This is a genomic window from Mycobacterium tilburgii (genome assembly GCF_902168065.1).
GTDB classification, from domain to species: Bacteria; Actinomycetota; Actinomycetes; order Mycobacteriales; family Mycobacteriaceae; genus Mycobacterium; species Mycobacterium tilburgii.
In genome coordinates this window covers 37,951-55,889 of the sequence record NZ_LR655705.1, presented here as the reverse complement: position 1 = coordinate 55,889, position 17,939 = coordinate 37,951, and the positions used below count along the sequence as shown (strand labels likewise).

The 17,939-nt window shown below is 67.8% G+C and carries 15 protein-coding genes and 6 pseudogenes; 12 read left to right on the top strand and 9 right to left on the bottom strand.

Features of this window, described 5'->3' with window-relative positions; genetic code table 11:
• Nucleotides 1–167: 167 nt before the first annotated feature.
• From carB to metK, 7 genes and pseudogenes are all read left to right on the top strand, one after another.
• Nucleotides 168–2,810, top strand: a pseudogene (carB, locus tag FQ389_RS08860) (carbamoyl-phosphate synthase large subunit); the annotation flags it as partial.
• A complete protein-coding gene (gene pyrF / locus FQ389_RS08855) occupies nt 2,807–3,631 on the top strand; it encodes an orotidine-5'-phosphate decarboxylase (protein ID WP_144206885.1) in 825 nt (274 codons plus the stop codon). The pseudogene carB and the gene pyrF, both read left to right, overlap by 4 nt.
• Nucleotides 3,632–4,114: 483 nt before the next feature.
• Nucleotides 4,115–4,432 (top strand): integration host factor, actinobacterial type, encoded by a 318-nt coding sequence (gene mihF, locus FQ389_RS08850; protein WP_003407240.1) that lies wholly within the window; start codon nt 4,115–4,117, stop codon nt 4,430–4,432.
• Between the two features lie 54 nt (nt 4,433–4,486).
• On the top strand, nt 4,487–5,113 hold the full coding sequence (gene gmk / locus FQ389_RS08845) for a guanylate kinase (RefSeq protein ID WP_144206883.1): 627 nt from the start codon (nt 4,487–4,489) through the stop codon (nt 5,111–5,113).
• Between the two features lie 86 nt (nt 5,114–5,199).
• Entirely contained in the window at nt 5,200–5,517 is a 318-nt protein-coding gene (gene rpoZ, locus FQ389_RS08840; protein WP_407662823.1) for a DNA-directed RNA polymerase subunit omega, read from the top strand.
• Between the two features lie 66 nt (nt 5,518–5,583).
• Nucleotides 5,584–6,864, top strand: coding sequence for a bifunctional phosphopantothenoylcysteine decarboxylase/phosphopantothenate--cysteine ligase CoaBC (coaBC, locus tag FQ389_RS08835; RefSeq protein ID WP_144206879.1), 1,281 nt, complete (start codon nt 5,584–5,586; stop codon nt 6,862–6,864).
• Nucleotides 6,865–6,925: 61 nt separating this feature from the next.
• Nucleotides 6,926–8,137, top strand: a complete 1,212-nt coding sequence (gene metK / locus FQ389_RS08830) for a methionine adenosyltransferase (protein ID WP_144206877.1) — start codon at nt 6,926–6,928, stop codon at nt 8,135–8,137.
• Nucleotides 8,138–8,160: 23 nt separating this feature from the next.
• Here metK and FQ389_RS08825 read toward each other — a convergent pair whose 3' ends face one another.
• From FQ389_RS08825 to FQ389_RS19550, 3 genes are all read right to left on the bottom strand, one after another.
• Nucleotides 8,161–8,559 (bottom strand): hypothetical protein, encoded by a 399-nt coding sequence (locus tag FQ389_RS08825; RefSeq protein WP_260860605.1) that lies wholly within the window; start codon nt 8,557–8,559, stop codon nt 8,161–8,163.
• 160 nt (nt 8,560–8,719) lie between these two features.
• Nucleotides 8,720–8,884 (bottom strand): hypothetical protein, encoded by a 165-nt coding sequence (locus FQ389_RS19555; protein WP_260860604.1) that lies wholly within the window; start codon nt 8,882–8,884, stop codon nt 8,720–8,722.
• Between the two features lie 123 nt (nt 8,885–9,007).
• Nucleotides 9,008–9,124 (bottom strand): hypothetical protein, encoded by a 117-nt coding sequence (locus tag FQ389_RS19550; RefSeq protein ID WP_407662822.1) that lies wholly within the window; start codon nt 9,122–9,124, stop codon nt 9,008–9,010.
• Nucleotides 9,125–9,296: 172 nt separating this feature from the next.
• Between FQ389_RS19550 and FQ389_RS19545 the strand changes: the two are divergent.
• Together FQ389_RS19545 and FQ389_RS08815 are read left to right on the top strand one after the other, a co-directional pair.
• A pseudogene (locus FQ389_RS19545) lies at nt 9,297–9,653 on the top strand (hypothetical protein); the annotation flags it as partial.
• 43 nt (nt 9,654–9,696) lie between these two features.
• Complete coding sequence (locus FQ389_RS08815) at nt 9,697–10,248, top strand: hypothetical protein (protein WP_260860606.1); 552 nt, start codon at nt 9,697–9,699, stop codon at nt 10,246–10,248.
• 21 nt (nt 10,249–10,269) lie between these two features.
• On the opposite strand, the pseudogene FQ389_RS08810 reads toward FQ389_RS08815, so the two are convergent.
• The 5 genes and pseudogenes from FQ389_RS08810 to FQ389_RS22320 form a co-directional block, all read right to left on the bottom strand.
• Nucleotides 10,270–11,750 (bottom strand): annotated as a pseudogene (locus FQ389_RS08810) (flavin-containing monooxygenase).
• 30 nt (nt 11,751–11,780) lie between these two features.
• Nucleotides 11,781–12,746 (bottom strand): alpha/beta hydrolase, encoded by a 966-nt coding sequence (locus tag FQ389_RS08805; protein WP_144206875.1) that lies wholly within the window; start codon nt 12,744–12,746, stop codon nt 11,781–11,783.
• Nucleotides 12,739–12,963, bottom strand: coding sequence for an alpha/beta hydrolase (locus tag FQ389_RS22330; RefSeq protein ID WP_407662818.1), 225 nt, complete (start codon nt 12,961–12,963; stop codon nt 12,739–12,741). The genes FQ389_RS08805 and FQ389_RS22330 overlap by 8 nt, the downstream gene beginning before the upstream one ends.
• Before the next feature lie 64 nt (nt 12,964–13,027).
• Nucleotides 13,028–13,476: pseudogene (locus FQ389_RS22325) on the bottom strand (alpha/beta hydrolase fold domain-containing protein); the annotation flags it as partial.
• 18 nt (nt 13,477–13,494) lie between these two features.
• A complete protein-coding gene (locus tag FQ389_RS22320; protein WP_407662817.1) occupies nt 13,495–13,725 on the bottom strand; it encodes a hypothetical protein in 231 nt (76 codons plus the stop codon).
• On the opposite strand from FQ389_RS22320, the pseudogene FQ389_RS21205 reads away from it, so the two are divergent.
• From FQ389_RS21205 to FQ389_RS08785, 3 genes and pseudogenes are all read left to right on the top strand, one after another.
• A pseudogene (locus FQ389_RS21205) lies at nt 13,724–14,207 on the top strand (lysoplasmalogenase family protein); the annotation flags it as partial. The gene FQ389_RS22320 and the pseudogene FQ389_RS21205 overlap by 2 nt on opposite strands.
• Before the next feature lie 129 nt (nt 14,208–14,336).
• Nucleotides 14,337–16,337: a primosomal protein N' gene (locus FQ389_RS08790; RefSeq protein ID WP_186296329.1), complete on the top strand. Its 2,001-nt coding sequence runs from the start codon at nt 14,337–14,339 to the stop codon at nt 16,335–16,337.
• A gap of 129 nt (nt 16,338–16,466) precedes the next feature.
• A pseudogene (locus FQ389_RS08785) lies at nt 16,467–16,941 on the top strand (MarR family winged helix-turn-helix transcriptional regulator).
• A 6-nt stretch (nt 16,942–16,947) separates the two neighbouring features.
• On the opposite strand, the gene FQ389_RS08780 reads toward FQ389_RS08785, so the two are convergent.
• Nucleotides 16,948–17,766, bottom strand: coding sequence for a class I SAM-dependent methyltransferase (locus FQ389_RS08780; RefSeq protein WP_144206874.1), 819 nt, complete (start codon nt 17,764–17,766; stop codon nt 16,948–16,950).
• Between the last annotated feature and the right edge of the window lie 173 nt (nt 17,767–17,939).

The window sequence follows — 17,939 nt, the reverse complement described above, 5'->3', positions numbered from 1 at the left end:
CATCTTACTCATACTACAAACTATCTACCTAACTGACTACACATCTTACTGAACACTGTCTCTTTCGTCTCTCACGTTCTATTCGTCTTTTTTTTTTTTTTCAAGCAGAAGACGGAATACGAGTTTTCTGCCTGTCTCGTGGGCTCGGAGATTTGTATAAGAAACAGGGGGTGCACACCGGCGACTCGGTCACCGTCGCGCCCGCCATGACGCTGACCGACCGGGAATACCAGCGGATGCGGGATCTGGGCATCGCGATCCTGCGCGAGGTCGGCGTCGACACCGGCGGCTGCAATATTCAGTTCGCGATCAACCCGACCGACGGCCGGCTGATCGTCATCGAAATGAACCCCCGGGTGTCCCGGTCCAGCGCGCTGGCCTCCAAGGCCACCGGCTTTCCGATCGCCAAGATCGCGGCCAAGCTGGCGATCGGCTACACCCTGGACGAAATCGTCAACGACATCACCAAGGAGACGCCGGCCTGCTTCGAGCCCACCCTGGACTATGTCGTGGTCAAGGCGCCGCGGTTCGCGTTCGAGAAGTTTCCCGGCGCCGACCCGACCCTGACCACCACTATGAAATCAGTCGGTGAGGTAATGTCGTTAGGCCGCAACTTCATCGAGTCGCTGGGCAAGGTGATGCGGTCGCTGGAGACCGACCGGGCCGGCTTCTGGACCGGACCCGACCCTGACGGCGGCGTCGATGAGGTGCTGACCCGGCTGCAGACACCGACCGACGGACGCCTCTACGACATCGAGTTCGCATTGCGGCTGGGCGTGTCGGTGGAACAGGTCGCCAAGGCTAGCGGGGTGGACCCGTGGTTCGTCGCCCAGATCGGCGAACTGGTGGCGCTGCGCGAGGAGCTGACCGCGGCGCCCGTGCTCGGCGCCGAACTGCTGCGACGCGGCAAGCACAGCGGGCTGTCCGACCGCCAGATCGCGGCGCTGCGACCGGAGTTGGCCGGCGAGGCCGGGGTGCGCTCGCTGCGCGCGCGGCGCGGCGTGCACCCGGTGTTCAAGACGGTGGACACCTGCGCGGCCGAGTTTGAGGCCAAGACGCCTTACCACTACAGCAGCTACGAACTGGATCCCGCCGCGGAGAGCGAGGTCGCGCCGCAGACCGAGAAGCCCAAGGTGCTGATCCTGGGGTCAGGACCGAACCGGATCGGCCAGGGCATCGAGTTCGACTACAGCTGTGTGCACGCGGCAACCACGCTGAGCCAGGCCGGTTTTGAGACGGTGATGGTCAACTGCAACCCCGAGACGGTGTCCACCGATTACGACACCGCCGACCGGCTCTACTTCGAACCGCTCACGTTCGAGGACGTCCTGGAGGTATTCTGGGCCGAAGCACAATCCGCGGAGGGCGGGCCGGGCGTGGTGGGCGTCGTCGTCCAGCTCGGCGGTCAGACTCCCTTGGGGTTGGCCCAGAGCCTGGCCGACGCCGGTGTTCCGATCGTCGGCACCCCGCCCGAGGCCATCGACCTAGCCGAGGACCGCGGCTCGTTCGGCGATGTGCTGACCGCGGCGGGGCTGCCGGCGCCGAAGTACGGCACCGCAACCACTTTCGTGCAGGCCCGCCGGATCGCCGACGAGATCGGCTACCCGGTGCTGGTCCGCCCGTCCTACGTGCTGGGCGGTCGCGGCATGGAGATCGTGTACGACGAAGAGACGCTGAAAAGTTACATCACCCGCGCCACCCAGCTCTCACCCGAGCACCCGGTGCTGGTCGACCGGTTCCTCGAGGATGCGGTCGAGATCGATGTCGACGCGCTCTGCGACGGCTCCGAGGTGTACATCGGAGGAATCATGGAACACATCGAGGAAGCCGGCATTCACTCCGGCGACTCGGCGTGCGCCCTGCCGCCGGTGACGCTGGGGCGCAGCGACATCGAGAAGGTGCGCCGCGCGACCGAGGCCATCGCGCACGGTATCGGCGCGGTGGGTCTGCTCAACGTGCAGTACGCTCTCAAAGACGACGTGCTCTACGTGCTGGAGGCCAACCCGCGGGCCAGCCGTACCGTGCCGTTCGTCTCCAAGGCCACCGCCGTTCCGCTGGCCAAGGCGTGCGCGCGGATCATGTTGGGCACTACCATTTCCCAGCTACGCGACGAAGGCATGCTGGCGGCCTCCGGGGACGGCGCCGCGGCGGATCCGTACGCCCCGATCGCGGTCAAGGAGGCGGTGCTGCCGTTCCACCGGTTCCGCCGCGCCGACGGCTCAGCCATCGATTCGCTGCTGGGCCCGGAGATGAAATCCACCGGCGAGGTGATGGGCATCGACCGCGACTTCGGCACGGCCTTCGCCAAGAGCCAGACCGCCGCCTACGGTTCGCTGCCCGCGCAGGGCACCGTGTTCGTCTCGGTGGCAAACCGGGACAAGCGCTCACTGGTCTTCCCGGTCAAGCGGCTGGCCGATCTGGGCTTCCGCGTGCTGGCCACCGAGGGAACTGCGGAAATGTTGCGCCGCAACGGAATTCCATGCGACGAGGTCCGCAAGCACTTCGAGGCGCCACGGCCCGGGAGGCCGGAGGTATCGGCGGTCGAGGCGATCCGGGCCGGTGAGGTCGACATGGTGATCAACACCCCGTACGGCAACTCCGGCCCGCGCATCGACGGCTACGAAATCCGTTCCGTCGCGGTGTCGGTCAACATTCCGTGTGTCACGACGGTGCAGGGGGCGTCGGCTGCGGTGCAGGGCATCGAGGCCGGCATCCGCGGCGACATCGGGGTGCGATCGCTGCAGGAGCTGCACAGCATGATAGGGCCGAACGGGTATGCTGACACGGCCCTGGCAAAGGGCGTCAGGTGACCGGGTTCGGGATCCGGCTGGCCGCGGCGAAGTCGAGCCGTGGGCCGCTGTGCCTGGGCATTGACCCGCATCCCGAACTGCTGCGGGCCTGGGGGCTGCCGACCACCGCCGACGGGCTGGCCAGGTTCTGCGACATCTGCGTCGACGCCTTCGCCGGATTCGCTGTCGTAAAGCCTCAGGTGGCTTTCTTCGAGTCTTACGGCGCCGCCGGCTACGCGGTGCTGGAACGCACGATCGCCGCGCTGCGCTCTGTCGGGGTGCTGGTAGTGGCCGACGCCAAGCGCGGCGACATCGGGACGACGATGGCCACCTACGCGGCGGCCTGGGTCGGCGACTCGCCGCTGGCCGCCGACGCGGTGACCGTCTCGCCCTATCTGGGCTTCGGCTCGTTGCGGCCGTTGCTGGAAACCGCCGCCGCGCACGACCGGGGGGTGTTCGTGCTTGCGGCGACGTCCAACCCGGAGGGCGGGACCGTGCAGCGCGCCACCTTCGACGGGCGCACCGTGGCCCAGCTGGTCGTCGACCAGGCCGCGGTGGTCAACCGGTCCACGCATCCGCCGGGGCCGGGTTACGTCGGGGTGGTGGTCGGCGCGACGGTCTTCGAGGCGCCCGATGTGAGCGCGCTGGGAGGACCGGTGCTGGTTCCCGGGGTAGGAGCGCAGGGCGGGCGTCCCGAGGCGCTTGGCGGCCTCGGTGGGGCCGCGCCGGACCAACTGCTACCCGCGGTGGCCCGCGAGGTGCTGCGGACCGGGCCGAAGGTGGTGGATCTGCGTGCGGTGGGCGAGCGGATGCTGGACGCCGTGGCGTACCTCAGCACCTGAGACAGCACCCGAAACGGCACCCCAGACAGCGCCCAGTAACGGCACCGCCGGCGACCCGGTTAACCGCTCGCGCCGGCTCCCGCGCCCGCATCCATGCGTCGACCTGGGGTTTGTCGGCTGCGCGACACGCGCGACGCGCCGCGGCAAATCGTGATCCCTCGCACGGCTACTTCCGAGCGTCGTCCGCCGGGCCGCGGGTGCCGCCGTCACCCCCTCCGGGCTGGGACACAAAAGTGCAGGTAAAGGTCGGATTGGCAGGTCATTTCGGGGCCGCGCAGCGCCCGCGCGAACACCGGATACGGACGTCGCCAGCGATGCCCGAGCATGGCCGCGCCCGCGTGCTTGGGCGGGGCACAAGCTGGGCATTTGAGCTCATAACCTGGGGGTCGGGTTAGATTTCGTCAGGAACCGTGAGTACGGTCGTCTCCGCTGGGCTCAAGAGCGCTCGGCCGAGACAAAAGATTGATCAGATACGGAGGAATCGTGGCCCTTCCCCAGTTGACCGACGAGCAGCGCGCGGCCGCGTTGGAGAAGGCGGCTGCCGCACGTCGAGCCAGAGCAGAGCTGAAAGACCGCCTCAAGCGGGGCGGCACCAACCTCACCCAGGTACTTAAGGACGCCGAGAGCGACGAAGTCCTGGGCAAGATGAAGGTGTCCGCGCTGTTGGAGGCGTTGCCGAAGGTGGGCAAGGTCAAAGCGCAGGAAATCATGACCGAGCTCGAGATCGCCCCGACCCGCCGCCTGCGTGGTCTCGGCGATCGCCAGCGTAAGGCCCTGCTGGAAAAGTTCGGCTCCGCCTAGCTTGCCGCCAATGCAGGCCGCATGGCCTGTGGGCGCACCCGCCGAGGCGCGCCAATGAGCGCCGATGGGGGACCGGACGTCGAGCACGTCGCGTGTCCTGAGTCAGCAGGCCAGGGTCGTGTGGTCGTGCTGTCCGGTCCCTCGGCGGTCGGCAAGTCGAGCGTGGTTCGGTGTCTGCGCGAGCGCATACCGAACCTGCACTTCAGCGTCTCGGCCACCACGCGGGCGCCGCGTCCCGGCGAGGTCGACGGTGTCGACTACCACTTTGTGAGCGCCGCCCGCTTTCAGGAACTGATCGACGAGGGCGCCCTGCTGGAGTGGGCCGAAATCCACGGCGGACTGCAGCGGTCGGGCACTTTGGCGGCGCCCGTACTGGCCGCGACCTGCGCGGGATTCCCGGTGCTCATCGAGGTGGACCTGGCCGGTGCTCAGGCGATCAAAAAGGCCATGCCAGAGGTCATCACGGTGTTTTTGGCGCCGCCGAGCTGGGAAGACCTGCACGCCAGGCTTGTCGGACGGGGCACCGAGACGCCCGAGGCGATGGCGCGCCGACTGGAGACCGCCCGGGTGGAACTGGCCGCCCAGGATGACTTCGACCGGGTGGTGGTCAACAGGCAATTGGAGTCTGCCTGCGCAGAATTGGTATCCTTGCTGGTGGGAAACGCGCGTGGCACGGCATGAGCCGACTCGCCAGGCGCGAGAATCAGGGTTTTAGCCGTTTCACCGCTCTTGAGCAGGTCAAGCGCCAGGAGAAAGTCTTAGTGAGTATGCCGCAGTTCAACACATCGCTGTCTGCCGTCGACCATTTCGATCCGTCGTCCGGCGTTCAGCACGCCTACGACACCCCGCTGGGCATCACCAATCCGCCCATCGACGAGTTGCTGGACCGCGTCTCGAGCAAGTACGCACTGGTGATCTACGCTGCCAAGCGCGCCCGGCAGATCAACGACTACTACAACCAGCTCGGCGAGGGCATCCTCGAGTACGTCGGACCGTTGGTCGAGCCGGGTCTGCAGGAAAAGCCGCTCTCGATCGCGATGCGTGAAATCCACGGCGACCTGCTCGAACACACCGAAGGCGAATAACGGGCCCGGGCCGGACGCGCCGTGATCATCATGGGCAACCGCTTCAGCGAGGAAGGGCCCGCATAGGTGGACCGCAAGCGGGTCGTAGTCGGCGTCTCCGGGGGGATCGCCGCGTACAAGGCATGTACCGTCGTTCGACAGCTCGCCGAGGCCGGCCATGACGTCCGTATCATCCCCACCGAATCCGCGTTGCGCTTCGTCGGGGCCGCCACTTTCGAGGCGCTCTCCGGCCACCCGGTGCATACCGGCGTTTTCTCCGACGTCCCCGAGATGCCCCACGTTCGGCTCGGCCAGCACGCGGATCTGGTGGTGGTAGCCCCTGCGACGGCCGACCTGCTGGCCCGCGCCGTGCACGGCCGCGCCGACGACCTGCTGACCGCGACATTGCTTACGGCGCGCTGTCCTGTGCTGTTAGCGCCCGCAATGCACACCGAGATGTGGCTGCACCCGGCCACGGTCGACAACGTGGCCACGTTGCGCCGCCGGGGCGCCGTGGTGCTGGAACCGGCATTCGGACGGCTCACCGGCGCCGACAGCGGCAAGGGCAGGCTGCCGGAGGCCGAGGAGATCACCACCCTGGCCCACCTGCTGCTGGAGCGCCCCGACGCGTTGCCGTACGACCTCGCCGGCCGCAAGCTGCTGGTGACCGCCGGGAGTACCCGCGAGGCGATTGACCCGGTGCGCTTCATCGGCAACCGCAGCTCGGGCAAGCAGGGCTACGCCGTCGCGCGGGTCGCCGCCCAGCGCGGTGCCGAGGTCACGCTGATCGCCGGGCACACGGTCGGGCTGATCGATCCGGCCGGCGTCGAGGTGGTGCACATCAGCTCGGCGCAGCAGCTGGCCGACGCCGTCTCCAAGCACGCACCCGATGCCGACGTGTTGGTCATGGCCGCCGCGGTCGCCGACTTCCGGCCGGCGCAGGTTGCTGCCGCGAAGATCAAAAAGGGCCCGAACGACAAAGACGAACCGCCGACGATCCGCCTGGTCCGCAATGACGACGTGTTGGCCGGCGCTGTGCGCGCCCGAGCCCACGGCGAGCTGCCCAACATGTGGGCTATCGTGGGCTTCGCCGCCGAGACCGGGGACGCCAACGGCGACGCGTTGTTCCATGCCCGGGCGAAGTTGCGCCGCAAGGGATGTGACCTGTTGGTCGTCAACGCCGTCGGCGACGGCAGGGCATTCGAGGTGGACAACAACGACGGTTGGCTGCTGGCGTCCGACGGCACCGAGTCGGCCTTGCAGCACGGGTCGAAGACGTTGATGGCCAGTCGGATCGTCGACGCGATCGCGACGTTCCTGGGGACAGCGGATAGCGCTCGGTTGCAATCGCCCGGCTCAACCGATTGAGTTGAGGGCGCCTAAAATAATTTGCCTAACTAACATTAGTCATGTATGGAAGGAAGACGCAGTGAGCGAAAAGGGTCGGCTGTTTACCAGTGAGTCGGTGACCGAGGGGCACCCCGACAAGATCTGCGACGCGATCAGCGACTCGGTCCTCGACGCACTTCTGGCGCAGGACCCCCGCTCACGTGTCGCCGTCGAGACGCTGGTGACCACCGGGCAGGTGCACGTCGTCGGCGAGGTCACCACGACCGCCAAAGAGGCGTTCGCCGACATCACCAACACCGTGCGCGAGCGCATCTTGGAGATCGGCTACGACTCCTCGGAAAAGGGCTTCGACGGTGAGACCTGCGGCGTCAACATCGGCATCGGCCGCCAGTCGCCCGACATCGCGCAGGGCGTCGACACCGCCCACGAGACCCGCGTCGAGGGCGCGGCCGATCCGCTGGACGCCCAGGGCGCCGGCGACCAGGGCCTGATGTTCGGTTACGCGATCACCGACACCCCGGAGCTGATGCCGCTGCCGATCGCGTTGGCCCACCGGTTGTCCCGGCGGCTGACCGAGGTCCGCAAGAACGGGACGCTGCCCTACCTGCGCCCGGACGGCAAGACCCAGGTCACCATCGAATACGAGGACGACGTCCCGGTGCGCCTGGACACCGTCGTGGTCTCCACCCAGCACGCTGACGGCATCGACCTGGACAAGACGCTGGACCCCGACATCCGCGAGCGCGTGCTCAAGTCCGTGCTCGACGAGCTGGCGCACGAAACCCTGGACTCGTCGTCGACCCGGGTGCTGGTCAACCCCACCGGCAAGTTCGTGCTTGGTGGCCCGATGGGCGACGCCGGCCTGACTGGCCGCAAGATCATCATCGACACCTACGGCGGCTGGGCGCGGCACGGCGGCGGCGCCTTCTCCGGCAAGGACCCGTCCAAGGTGGACCGGTCGGCGGCGTACGCGATGCGCTGGGTGGCCAAGAACATTGTGGCCGCCGGGCTGGCCGACCGGGTCGAGGTGCAGGTGGCCTACGCCATCGGCAAGGCCGCCCCGGTCGGGCTGTTCATCGAGACGTTCGGCACCGCGATCGTCGACCCGGTCAAGATCGAGAAGATCGTCCCCGAGGTGTTCGACCTGCGGCCCGGCGCGATCATCCGTGACCTGGACCTGCTGCGTCCGATCTACGCGCAGACCGCCGCGTACGGGCACTTCGGCCGCACTGACATCGAGCTGCCGTGGGAGCAGCTGAACAAGGTCGACGACCTCAAGCGCGCCATCTAGCCCGGCAGCGGGTGACTTGGGTCCTAGAGCGGGTAGCCCGTCGATGCTGTGCTGGTTGCGCTTGACGGCACGCACGTAGGTCTGCTCGTCCGCCTTGGCGTGGTAGGTGTGGTCCAGCACCGGACGGTCGTCGACGAGCTCGTAGTAGGGTACCGCGAATCCGCAGGCATCGGCGATGCGCTCCACGTCGACGACGATGGCGGCGCGAACACCGGCTGGTGCCCGAAATGCGTCAGCAGACCGGGGAATTCGTCATCATCCGGGCGCATCGCGCGCCCGGTGCCGAACAGCCGCAGGATCCGCGAGTTGCGGCTGAACGAGCAGAACATCAACGTGATCCGGCCGTTGTCGCGCAGGTGTGCGGTCGTCTCCACCCCGCTGCCGAACAGGTCCAGGTAGGCGACGGTGTGATCGTCGAGCACGGCGAAGGTGTCCCGATATCCCTTGGGGAGAGGTTGATTCGCCCACCCTCGGACGGCGCGGTGGCGACGAAGAAACATGGCCTGCCGATGATGAATTCTCGCAGCGACTCATCGCGACTCGAAAACTCCTTTGCCACGTGCCGAGCTTAGCGTCGCTCGTTCAACGGGCGTGGATCAACCGGCCGTGCGCGATCAGGCCGGCTTGCTTGAGCCGCTTGCTGCGGACGCTAACGTCGTAGGCCTGGATGTGGTCGACGGTGCCCAGACGCTGCGTCAGGTAGCCGTACAGATCCGCTGGCCCGCGGCAGATCACTACGACCATCACGTTGGCGGGCCACCTCGGGTCGGCGGACCAGCGCCTCGGCGAGCCGGGGGAGATCGTCCGGTTTTGCCCTGACGCGGACCCTCACTGGCATTCGCCGTATACCCCGTGGATTCACCACGCCGATCACGCGCAGCACCCCGTCGCGGCGCAGGCTCCGGTAGCGCCCCGTGCGACGGTCTGTTCACCGGTACCGATGAGCTCGGCGATGCGCCGGAACGACGCCCGCGACGAGACCTGCAGCGCGTGCAGAATATGTGCGTCAAGGGCTTCACATTATGCGTCAAGGGCTTCACATTATGCGTCAAGGGCTTCACATTATGCGTCAAGGGCTTCCATTATGAGGAAACTCTACGTATTACGCGCAGAGCGCGCCTATTTCTGACGATGAGAGGGGTTTTCCTCGCCAAACTAGATGGCGCACCTGACCATGGACTCACATCCTTTCGGCATCGGAGGTACCCGTGGTCGCGACCAATCTGCTGGCCGCCGTCAATACCGACATCAACGGGGAGGTTGTGCTGTGAAAGTGGGAGTTGGCCTGCCGAACCACATCGCCGACGTTTCCGGGCCCGCCATCACCCGATGGGCACGTCGCAGCGAAGAGGTCGGCTTCGAATCCGTCGCGACGATCGACCGGCTGTTCTACCCCGGCGTGGACTCACTGATTGCCCGGGCCACCGCGGCCGGCGCCACCGCCCCGACCGACCCTGATAACCAATGTGCTACTGGCCCCCTGTATCCGGCGGTTCCGCTGGCTAAGCAACTCGCCAGCCTGGCCCGGATATCCGGCGGTCGGATGGTCGTCGGACTGGGTGTGGGCAACCGACCAGATGGTACGCCAGCACGGGCGCCGATTTCCACGGATCCTAGACACGCAGGTAAAGCGGCTGCGCAGCCCGTGGGCCGGCGAAGCGGTTGCCCAGGCCACCCCGGTATGTCCTGTGCCCGTGCAGACTCCGCCGCTGTTCGTCGGACGGTCCGCCGCTGCGGTGCACAGAGTGATCACCCTCGGCGACGAGTGGGCGGCCGGTGCCGTGCGCGAGTACGACGAGCAGGCGGAGCTGGTGCGCATTCGCACCGGCTGGCAGGCCGCGGGGTCGGCCCGGCGTTCATACCTGCAGGAATCGGTGAACTTCGGGCTCGGACCGGCCGAGGCCGTCGCAGCGGGGAGGGATCAGCTGGAGTGGTACTACGGATTCGCTCCGCACTACGGACAGCTCAACGTCGCCGATATGGTCTGTTCGGCGGCCGACGCCCGCGACACCGTCAGCCGGTATCGAGACCTCGGCTTCGATCGGCTGCTCTTCCATCCGACGACCGAGTCGGTCGAACAGCTCGATCGCCTCGCGGATGCGATTCTCTGAGGTCGTTGCGGCGCAGCGATTTCAGGTGCCGACGCCCGTGAATCGGTAGTCGGCAAGGTCGATACGACGGCTACGCCAATGCGCTTCGAGCGTGGTCGACGGCCGGATCGGGACGTCACCGTTCTTGTCGAAGTAGTAACTGTTGGCCAGCTTGCAACTGTCCTGCCAGAAGATCTGCCGGTGCCACTTGCGCATCATCTCGGCGAAGTAGCAGGCGTTGGCCTGCTCGGTGACTTCGACGCGGGTCGCGCCGAGCCGCCGGGCCCGCTTGATACACCGCACCATGTGATGGGTCTGCGTCTCGATCAGCGCGAAATACGAAGAGCCGACGTAACCGTAGGGCCCCATCACGCTGAACATGTTCGGGAAGCCCGGAACGCTGACGACCTCGTAGGCCTGCAGCCGGTGCTGGCTCCGGAATTGGGCCAGTGTCACACCAGCACTGCCGGTGATCGCGAAGGTCGGCATGCTGTCGGGGTCCATCACCTGGAAACCGGTGGCTAGGATCAGCACGTCGATATCGTGGTGTTCGCCGTCGGTGGTGGCCACCGGTCCGGGGGTCACCTTGTAGATCGTTTTGGTGACCAGCCGCACGTTGTCGCGGTTGTAGGTGGCCAGGTACTCGTTGTGGAAGCCCGGCCGCTTGCAGCCCACCGCGTACCGGGGGTGAGCCGCTCACGCACGTCCGGATCCTCGACCTGCTGCGCAAGATAGCGGCGCCCCATCTCGCCCATCCGCTTGGCCAGCGGAACTACCGTGAAGTACTGCGCGGCGATGGTGAAGGTCAATTCGACGAAGGCCTGACTGAGCAGCCGCTGCACCATCGTGCCGCCCGGAATCCGCATCGCCCAGCGCGCCGCCGGCGGCAGTGGCACATGGAACTTGGGGAAGCACCATATCGGAGTGCGCTGAAATACGGTGAGCTGGTTGACAATCGGTGCGAGCGGGATCACCTGCACGGCGGATGCCCCGGTGCCGATGATGCCGACCTGCTTGCCGGTCAGATCCTGGTCGTGATCCCAGCGCGGTGTGCATGGTGACGCCGTCGAAGGAGTCCACACCGTCGATGTCCGGCAGGTTCGGCACGGTAAGCACGCTGCTGGCCGAGATCAGGAACCTGGCCGTGATTTCCCCGCACGGGTCGGTCTGCACCCTCCACACCGAGTGTTCGTCGTCGAACTCGGCGACAAGGACCTTGGTGTTGAACCGGATTCGCGACCGCAGTCCGTACTTGTCGACGAAGTGTTCTGTGTAGGCCTTCAGTTCCCGGCCCGGCGCGTAGGTGCGTGACCAATGCCGGCTCTGCTCGAAGGAGAACTGATAGGAGAACGACGGGATGTCCACGGCGATGCCGGGAAGGTGTTCCAGTGCCAGGTGCCGCCGACCCCGTCGCCCGCTTCGATCATCAGGTAGTCGTGCAGGCCGGCCTTGTCGAGCTTGATCGCGGCACCGATACTGGAGAACCCGGCGCCGACGATCACGGTCTCGTAGTCGGGTTTGATCTGGTGACGCATCGGAGGGCTCCGTTTTTCCTAGGGGTGCAACGCCTTTCGTAACGCCTTCAAGCCACGTTCGGTCGCAGCCGCGGCGCTGGGAACCACCGGGGCGAAGCTGGCATAGCCGTGCACCAGGGTCGGCTCGTTGCTTAGCTCGGTGGGCACGCCCGCGGCATTGAGCAGCTCGGCGTAGCGCGCGCCATCGTCGCGCAGCGGGTCGTGGCCCGCGGTGCCGATGAAGGCTGGCGCGAGTCCCGACAGGCTGGCGGCGTTGGCCGGGGCGAGGGTGACCGGCAGCGCCGCGGGGTCGGCGAAGTCGATGTGGGGCGGAAGGTACCAGGACAGGAAGGCGTCGATGCCCTCCCGGTCCAGGATCGGCGCGAAGGCGTTCTCGGTGTGCGACGGCAGCGACAGATCGCCCGTTGCGACGGGATACCACAGCAGCTGGAACGCCAGCCGGGGCCCGCCGTTGTCGCGGGCCAGCAGCGCCATGACCGCGGCGAGGTTGCCACCCGCCGAATCGCCGGCGACGGCGATGCGGTTCGGGTCACCGCCCAGCTCGGCGGCGTGCGCCCCGACCCACTGCAGGGCGGCCCAGCAGTCGTTGACCCCGGCGGGATACCGGTGCTCCGGGGCGAGCCGGTAGTCCACCGACACGACGATCGCCTCGGCGCCGACGGCGTGCGCGCGGGCAACGTGGTCGTGGGTGTCCAGGTCGCCCAGACAGAAACCGCCGCCGTGATAAAACACCACGACGGGTGAGAGCTTGGCGGCGGTGGGCGGCCAGTAGATCCGGGCCGGTATGTCGGTGAGGTCGCCGTGGCCGATCGTGCACTGTTCGATCCGCAGCTCGGGCAGCATCTCCGCCGGCACCTTGAGCAGCTTGAGCCGCTCACGGGCGAGCTCGACGCCGTCGTCGGCGCTGAAGGCCATCGGGAACGCGTCGAGCAACGCCTTGAACGTCGGATCGATCTCCGGTCGGGCGAGGTTAGACTCACTCATCAGACCACGGTACAACCGGCGACCATTGCTGCAGGGCGGCGCGCAGCGCGGTCAGACCCCGCTCCATTTCGGCGGTGGCGGCGGGCACCACACCCGCATAGCCGAGGTAACCGTGCACCAGCGTCTCGGCGTTGTGCACCTCGGTGGGCACGCCCGCGGCGGCCAGCAGCTCCCCGTACCGAAGGCCGTCGTAGCGCAGCGGGTCGTAGCCGGCCACCTCTGATATAGGTTGGCGGCAGCCCGGCCAGGTCCGTAGCCCGGCCCGGCGCCATCCCGACCGGCGGGTTGGCCAGGTCCGCGTCACCGACATACCAGCGGGAGAACTGTGCGATGGCCTTGGTGTCGAGGATCGGTGCGCTGGCGTTCTCGGCGAACGACGGCAGCGTTGCGTCCCAGAGCACCGACGGATACCACAGCAGCTGGAAAGCGAGCGTCAAGCCGCCCTCGTTGCGAGCCCGCTGGGCGACCGCCGCCGCGAGGGTTCCGCCCGCGGAGTCCCCGGCGACGGCCATTCGGGTGGGGTCGGCACCGTGCGCGGCCGCCGCGTCGCGGCCCACGCGTTCTCGACGGCCGCCGGATACGGGTGCTCGGGAGCCAGCCGGTAATCGACCGACACCACGACCCCGCCGGCGCCCACCGCGTGCTGGCGGGCGGTGCCGATCGCGGGTGTCCAGGTCGCCGATGACGAAAACCCGCCGCCGTGGAAATACACCACGACAAGCGGTGTCGCATCGGAATCGGTTGGCGGTCAATAGATCCGGATGTTGATGGGGCTTTCCGGGCCGTCGATGGTGAGATCCTCGACCCGCAGTTCGGGATGCACGGGCTGGCGCGGCAGATCGCGAAACCGCTGACGTGCGGCGTCGATGCCGTCGTCGGTGGATAGTCGGAACGGAACCGCGTCGAGTACCTTGTCGAGTACCTTCAGCAAGATGGGGTCGATAGGAGGTTTCTCGTCGGCTTTGTCGAAGCGGGGCATGGAGGTACCGTACGCACACTCCGCGTGCTGACGGGCGGCTGGGTGGCGGCCTGCTGGGCGGGCATCGCCTACGGCGTGTACCTACCGTGATCGCGGTGCAGTCCCCACCCGGGATGGCGCTCACCGGACAGTCCGCCGTTCAAGGCGCTGATGGCGTTGCTGCTGACCGTGGCCGCGCGCTCACCCCATCGTTAGCGAACGACGCTGGCTGATGCACGCGTTTTTACTGTCGGCTACCGGCGACTGGCGGCTGGCCATCCCGTGGTGGACCATGTCGTTCGTGCTGGGGCTGGCGGCGTTTTTGTGCGCGCACCTGTGCTTCATCGGCGCGATGTCCCCGCTGGTCGTTAAGGGCGTGCTGTCGCGGGCCTGGATCGTAGTGATAGTGCTGCTGTGTCTTACGCAGCCGCGCTGCTGGTCTGGTTCTGGCCGCATCTGGGCCAGGACAACCTGAAGTCCTGCCGGTGACGGTGTACGTCGTGGCCGGGCAGGGCCGCACCCGACGATGACGCCAAGCCCGTCGAAGGCTGACTGTCGGCGGTCGCTGCTACGGTGTGGCCACGAACGGTAATCATGGCGGCAAACAACGTATTTGGTGACTCGAGGGCGCCATGAGCGCGCGCACACCCGTCGAGGTGGAGTCGATTGCCCGGGTGCTGCCGATGCTGTCCGCGCCGCACCTGGATCGCGAATTCGACTACCTTGTGTCGGCCGAGCAGTCCGACGACGCGCAGCCCGGGGTTCGGGTGCGGGTCCGGTTCCACGGCCGGCTGGTCGACGGGTTCGTGTTGGAACGTCGCAACGACACCGATCACGCCGGCAAGCTGGGCTGGCTCGATCGTGTGGTGTCGCCCGAGCCGGTGCTTACCCCGGAAATCCGCCTACTCGTCGACGCCGTGGCCGCGCGCTACGCTGGGACCCGCCCGGACGTGCTGCGGCTGGCGATCCCGGCACGGCACGCCCGGGTCGAGCGCGAGGTCACCGCGATCCCGCCCCCCGCGCAGGTCGCGCCCGTCGACCCATCCTGCTGGGAGGTCTACGGCCGGGGCGCACAGTTTCTGACCGCGCTGGCCGAATCGCGGGCCGCCCGCGCCGTGTGGCAGGCGCTGCCGGGGGAGCAGTGGGCGGACCGGTTCGCCGAGGCCGCCGCGGAGACGGTCCGCGCCGGCCGCGCGGTGCTGGCGATCGTGCCCGATCAGCGGGATCTGGACGCGCTGTGGTTGGCCGCTACCGCCCGAATCGGCCCCGACAGCGTCGCGGCGTTGTCGGCGGGGATCGGCCCGGCCGCCCGCTATCGGCGCTGGCTGTCGGCACTGCGGGGCACGGCGCGGATGGTGATCGGAACCCGCAGCGCGGTCTTCGCACCGCTGACCGATCTGGGGCTGGTGATGGTCTGGTCGGATGCCGATGACAGCCTGTCCGAGCCGCGCGCACCGTACCCGCACGCCCGTGAGGTGGCGATGCTGCGCGCGCACCAGGCGCGGTGCGCGGCGCTGATCGGCGGCTATGCCCGCACCGCCGAGGCGCACGCCCTGGTGTGCAGCGGATGGGCGCACGACATCGTCGCCACCCGGCCCGTGGTGCGGGCACGCACGGCGCGGGTGGTCGCGCTCGACGACACCGGCTACGCCGCCGAGCGCGACCCGGCCGCGCGCTCGGCACGGATTCCGTCCATCGCATTGCGCGCCGCCCGTTCCGCGCTGGAGGGCGGCGCCCCGGTGCTGGTGCAGGTGCCCCGCCGCGGCTACATACCGTCGCTGGCCTGCAACCGCTGTCGCACCGTCGCGCGCTGCCGGCATTGCACCGGGCCCCTGTCGCTGGCCGAGTCGTTGCAGCAGGGCGGACCGGGCGCGGTATGCCGGTGGTGCGGACGGGGCGAGCCGGTGCTGCGCTGCGCGCTGTGCGGGTCGGAGTCGGTGCGCGCGGTGGTCATCGGGGCACGGCGCACCGCTGAGGAGCTGGGCCGCGCCTTCGCCGGGACGCCGGTGATCGCCTCGGCCGGCGACGCGGTCGTGGCCGAGGTCGCCGCCCGGCCCGCCCTGGTGGTCGCGACGCCGGGTGCCGAGCCCCACGCGGATGGCGGCTACGGGGCAGCGCTGCTGTTGGACACTTGGGCGTTGCTGGGCCGGCAGGACCTGCGGGCCGCCGAGGACGCGCTGTGGCGCTGGATGAGCGCCGCGGCGCTGGTGCGTCCCCGCGGCGGGGTGGTGACGGTGATCGCCGAGTCGGCCAACCAGACCGTGCAAGCGTTGATCCGCTGGGATCCGGTCGGTCACGCGGAGGCGGAGCTGACGGGTCGCGGTGAGGTCGGCCTGCCGCCCGCCGTGCACATGGCGGCCATCGACGGGTCGGCCGCCGCGGTGACCGCGCTGCTGGAGGCGGCTCGGCTTCCCGACGGCGCCGAGCTGCTCGGCCCCGTCGACCTGCCGCCGGGGGTGTGCCGCCCGCCTGGCACCCCGACCGGCTTGCCGGTGAGCAGGATGCTGGTGCGGGTGCGCCGCGAAGATGGCCTGGAATTGGCGACGAGTCTGCGGCGCGGCATCGGCGTGGTCAGCGCTCGGCAGGAGAATAAACCGGTCCGGGTGCAGATCGATCCGCTGCAAATCGGTTAGTGCGGCCACCGAGCGGAAACGCTTGTGCGCAGGATATTATGCATGAGAAATGGTCTTTTCCCTATGTCATTCGGGGCGGTGCACTTTCAACTGTTCAGCCCGGTTCCGGGCATGGGAAGGGAACGCTGAATGACCACGGAGGACGTGACGGAAGTCGACGATTCGCTGGATGTCATCAACTGATGCGCTGATCACCGCCCCCGGTTGCTGGTGAGCATCTCGGCGCGGGCGATCGCCCAGTTCGACGAAACCATCGCGATGGCACAATTTTGGACCCTGGTGATCCTGTCGCATCGCGGCCCGGTGAACCTGGCCACACTGGCCAATCTGCTGGGGTGCAGCCGTCGGCAACCGGGCGGATGGTCGATCGACTGGTCGCCGCCGGCCTGATCGCCTCCCGCACCCGACGTCGCGCCGCGAGCTGATCGCCGCGCTCACCAAACGCGGCCGCGACGTGGTGCGCCGGGTCACCGCGTACCGGCGCACCGAGATCGCCGCGATCGTGGAGAAGATGCCGCCAGCTGAGCGTCAGGGCCTGGTACGCGCCCTGACGGCGTTCACCGCGGCCGGCGGACCCGACGCGTCGGTCGATATCGATCTCTAGGGATCGCTACCGCCTTTCGGCGGTGACCAACAGGTACTCCCACCCCATGGTGCCGTCGGTCAGATACTCCTGCGCCAGTTCGATGAGCTGGGCGTCGAGTTCGGCGACCAGCACCCGATTGTGGGAGATGTTGGCGTAGGCCTCGATCGTCGGGCCGTAGTGATTCTTGAAGTAGTCGTGAACCGCTGTGGCGCAATCGAATCGGCGAACGTCCAGCGTGCTTCGCACCGTAGTGATGCGACCCACCCGATCGCCCAGGAGTCCGGCGACGTAGCGTTCACGTCCCCAGAGCGCCGCCGGCGGCACGGCCGGCGACAGGCTCGGCCGGTACGGCCGGATGGTGGCCAGCATGCGGCCGAAGAATCCTTCAGGGGTCCAGCTGATCACCCCGATCGTCCCGCCCGGACGGCAGACCCGGACCAGCTCGTCGGCCGCGCGCTGATGGTCGGGCGCGAATTGCACGCCGATCGCCGACATCACGACGTCGAACGCCCCATCGCCGAACGGCAGGGCGTGCGCGTTAGCCTCCCGGTAGTCCAGCGTTAACCCGCGCGCCGCGGCGCGGGACCGGGAGCGTGCCAGCAGCTCCGGCGTGAGGTCGGTGGAAACGACGGCGGCACCGGTCGCGGCCGCGGGCAGGGAGATATTGCCCGACCCGGCGGCGACGTCGAGAACTCGGACGTCAGCTCCAATACCTGTGGCGGACACCAAGATTGGGCCCAGCGGCGCCATCACTTCTTCGGCCATCAGGGCATAATCGCCCAGCGCCCACAGCGCCCGATGCATGGTCGCCAGGTCTTCGCGGCTGGTGGTGTCGAGCGTCATCGGACCTCCCGAGTCGGTGGCAGGGCACCGGCTCGCCAGTGAATAGTGCCCTTTAGAAATAGTATGTATAAACAACAATGTAGCTAGGTAACATTGGCGTTTGCTGAGCAGCGGTTGAAAGGCGGCTGGGAGCACGGATCGCGCGACGCGGATGCCACCTTCCTAGACTGTGC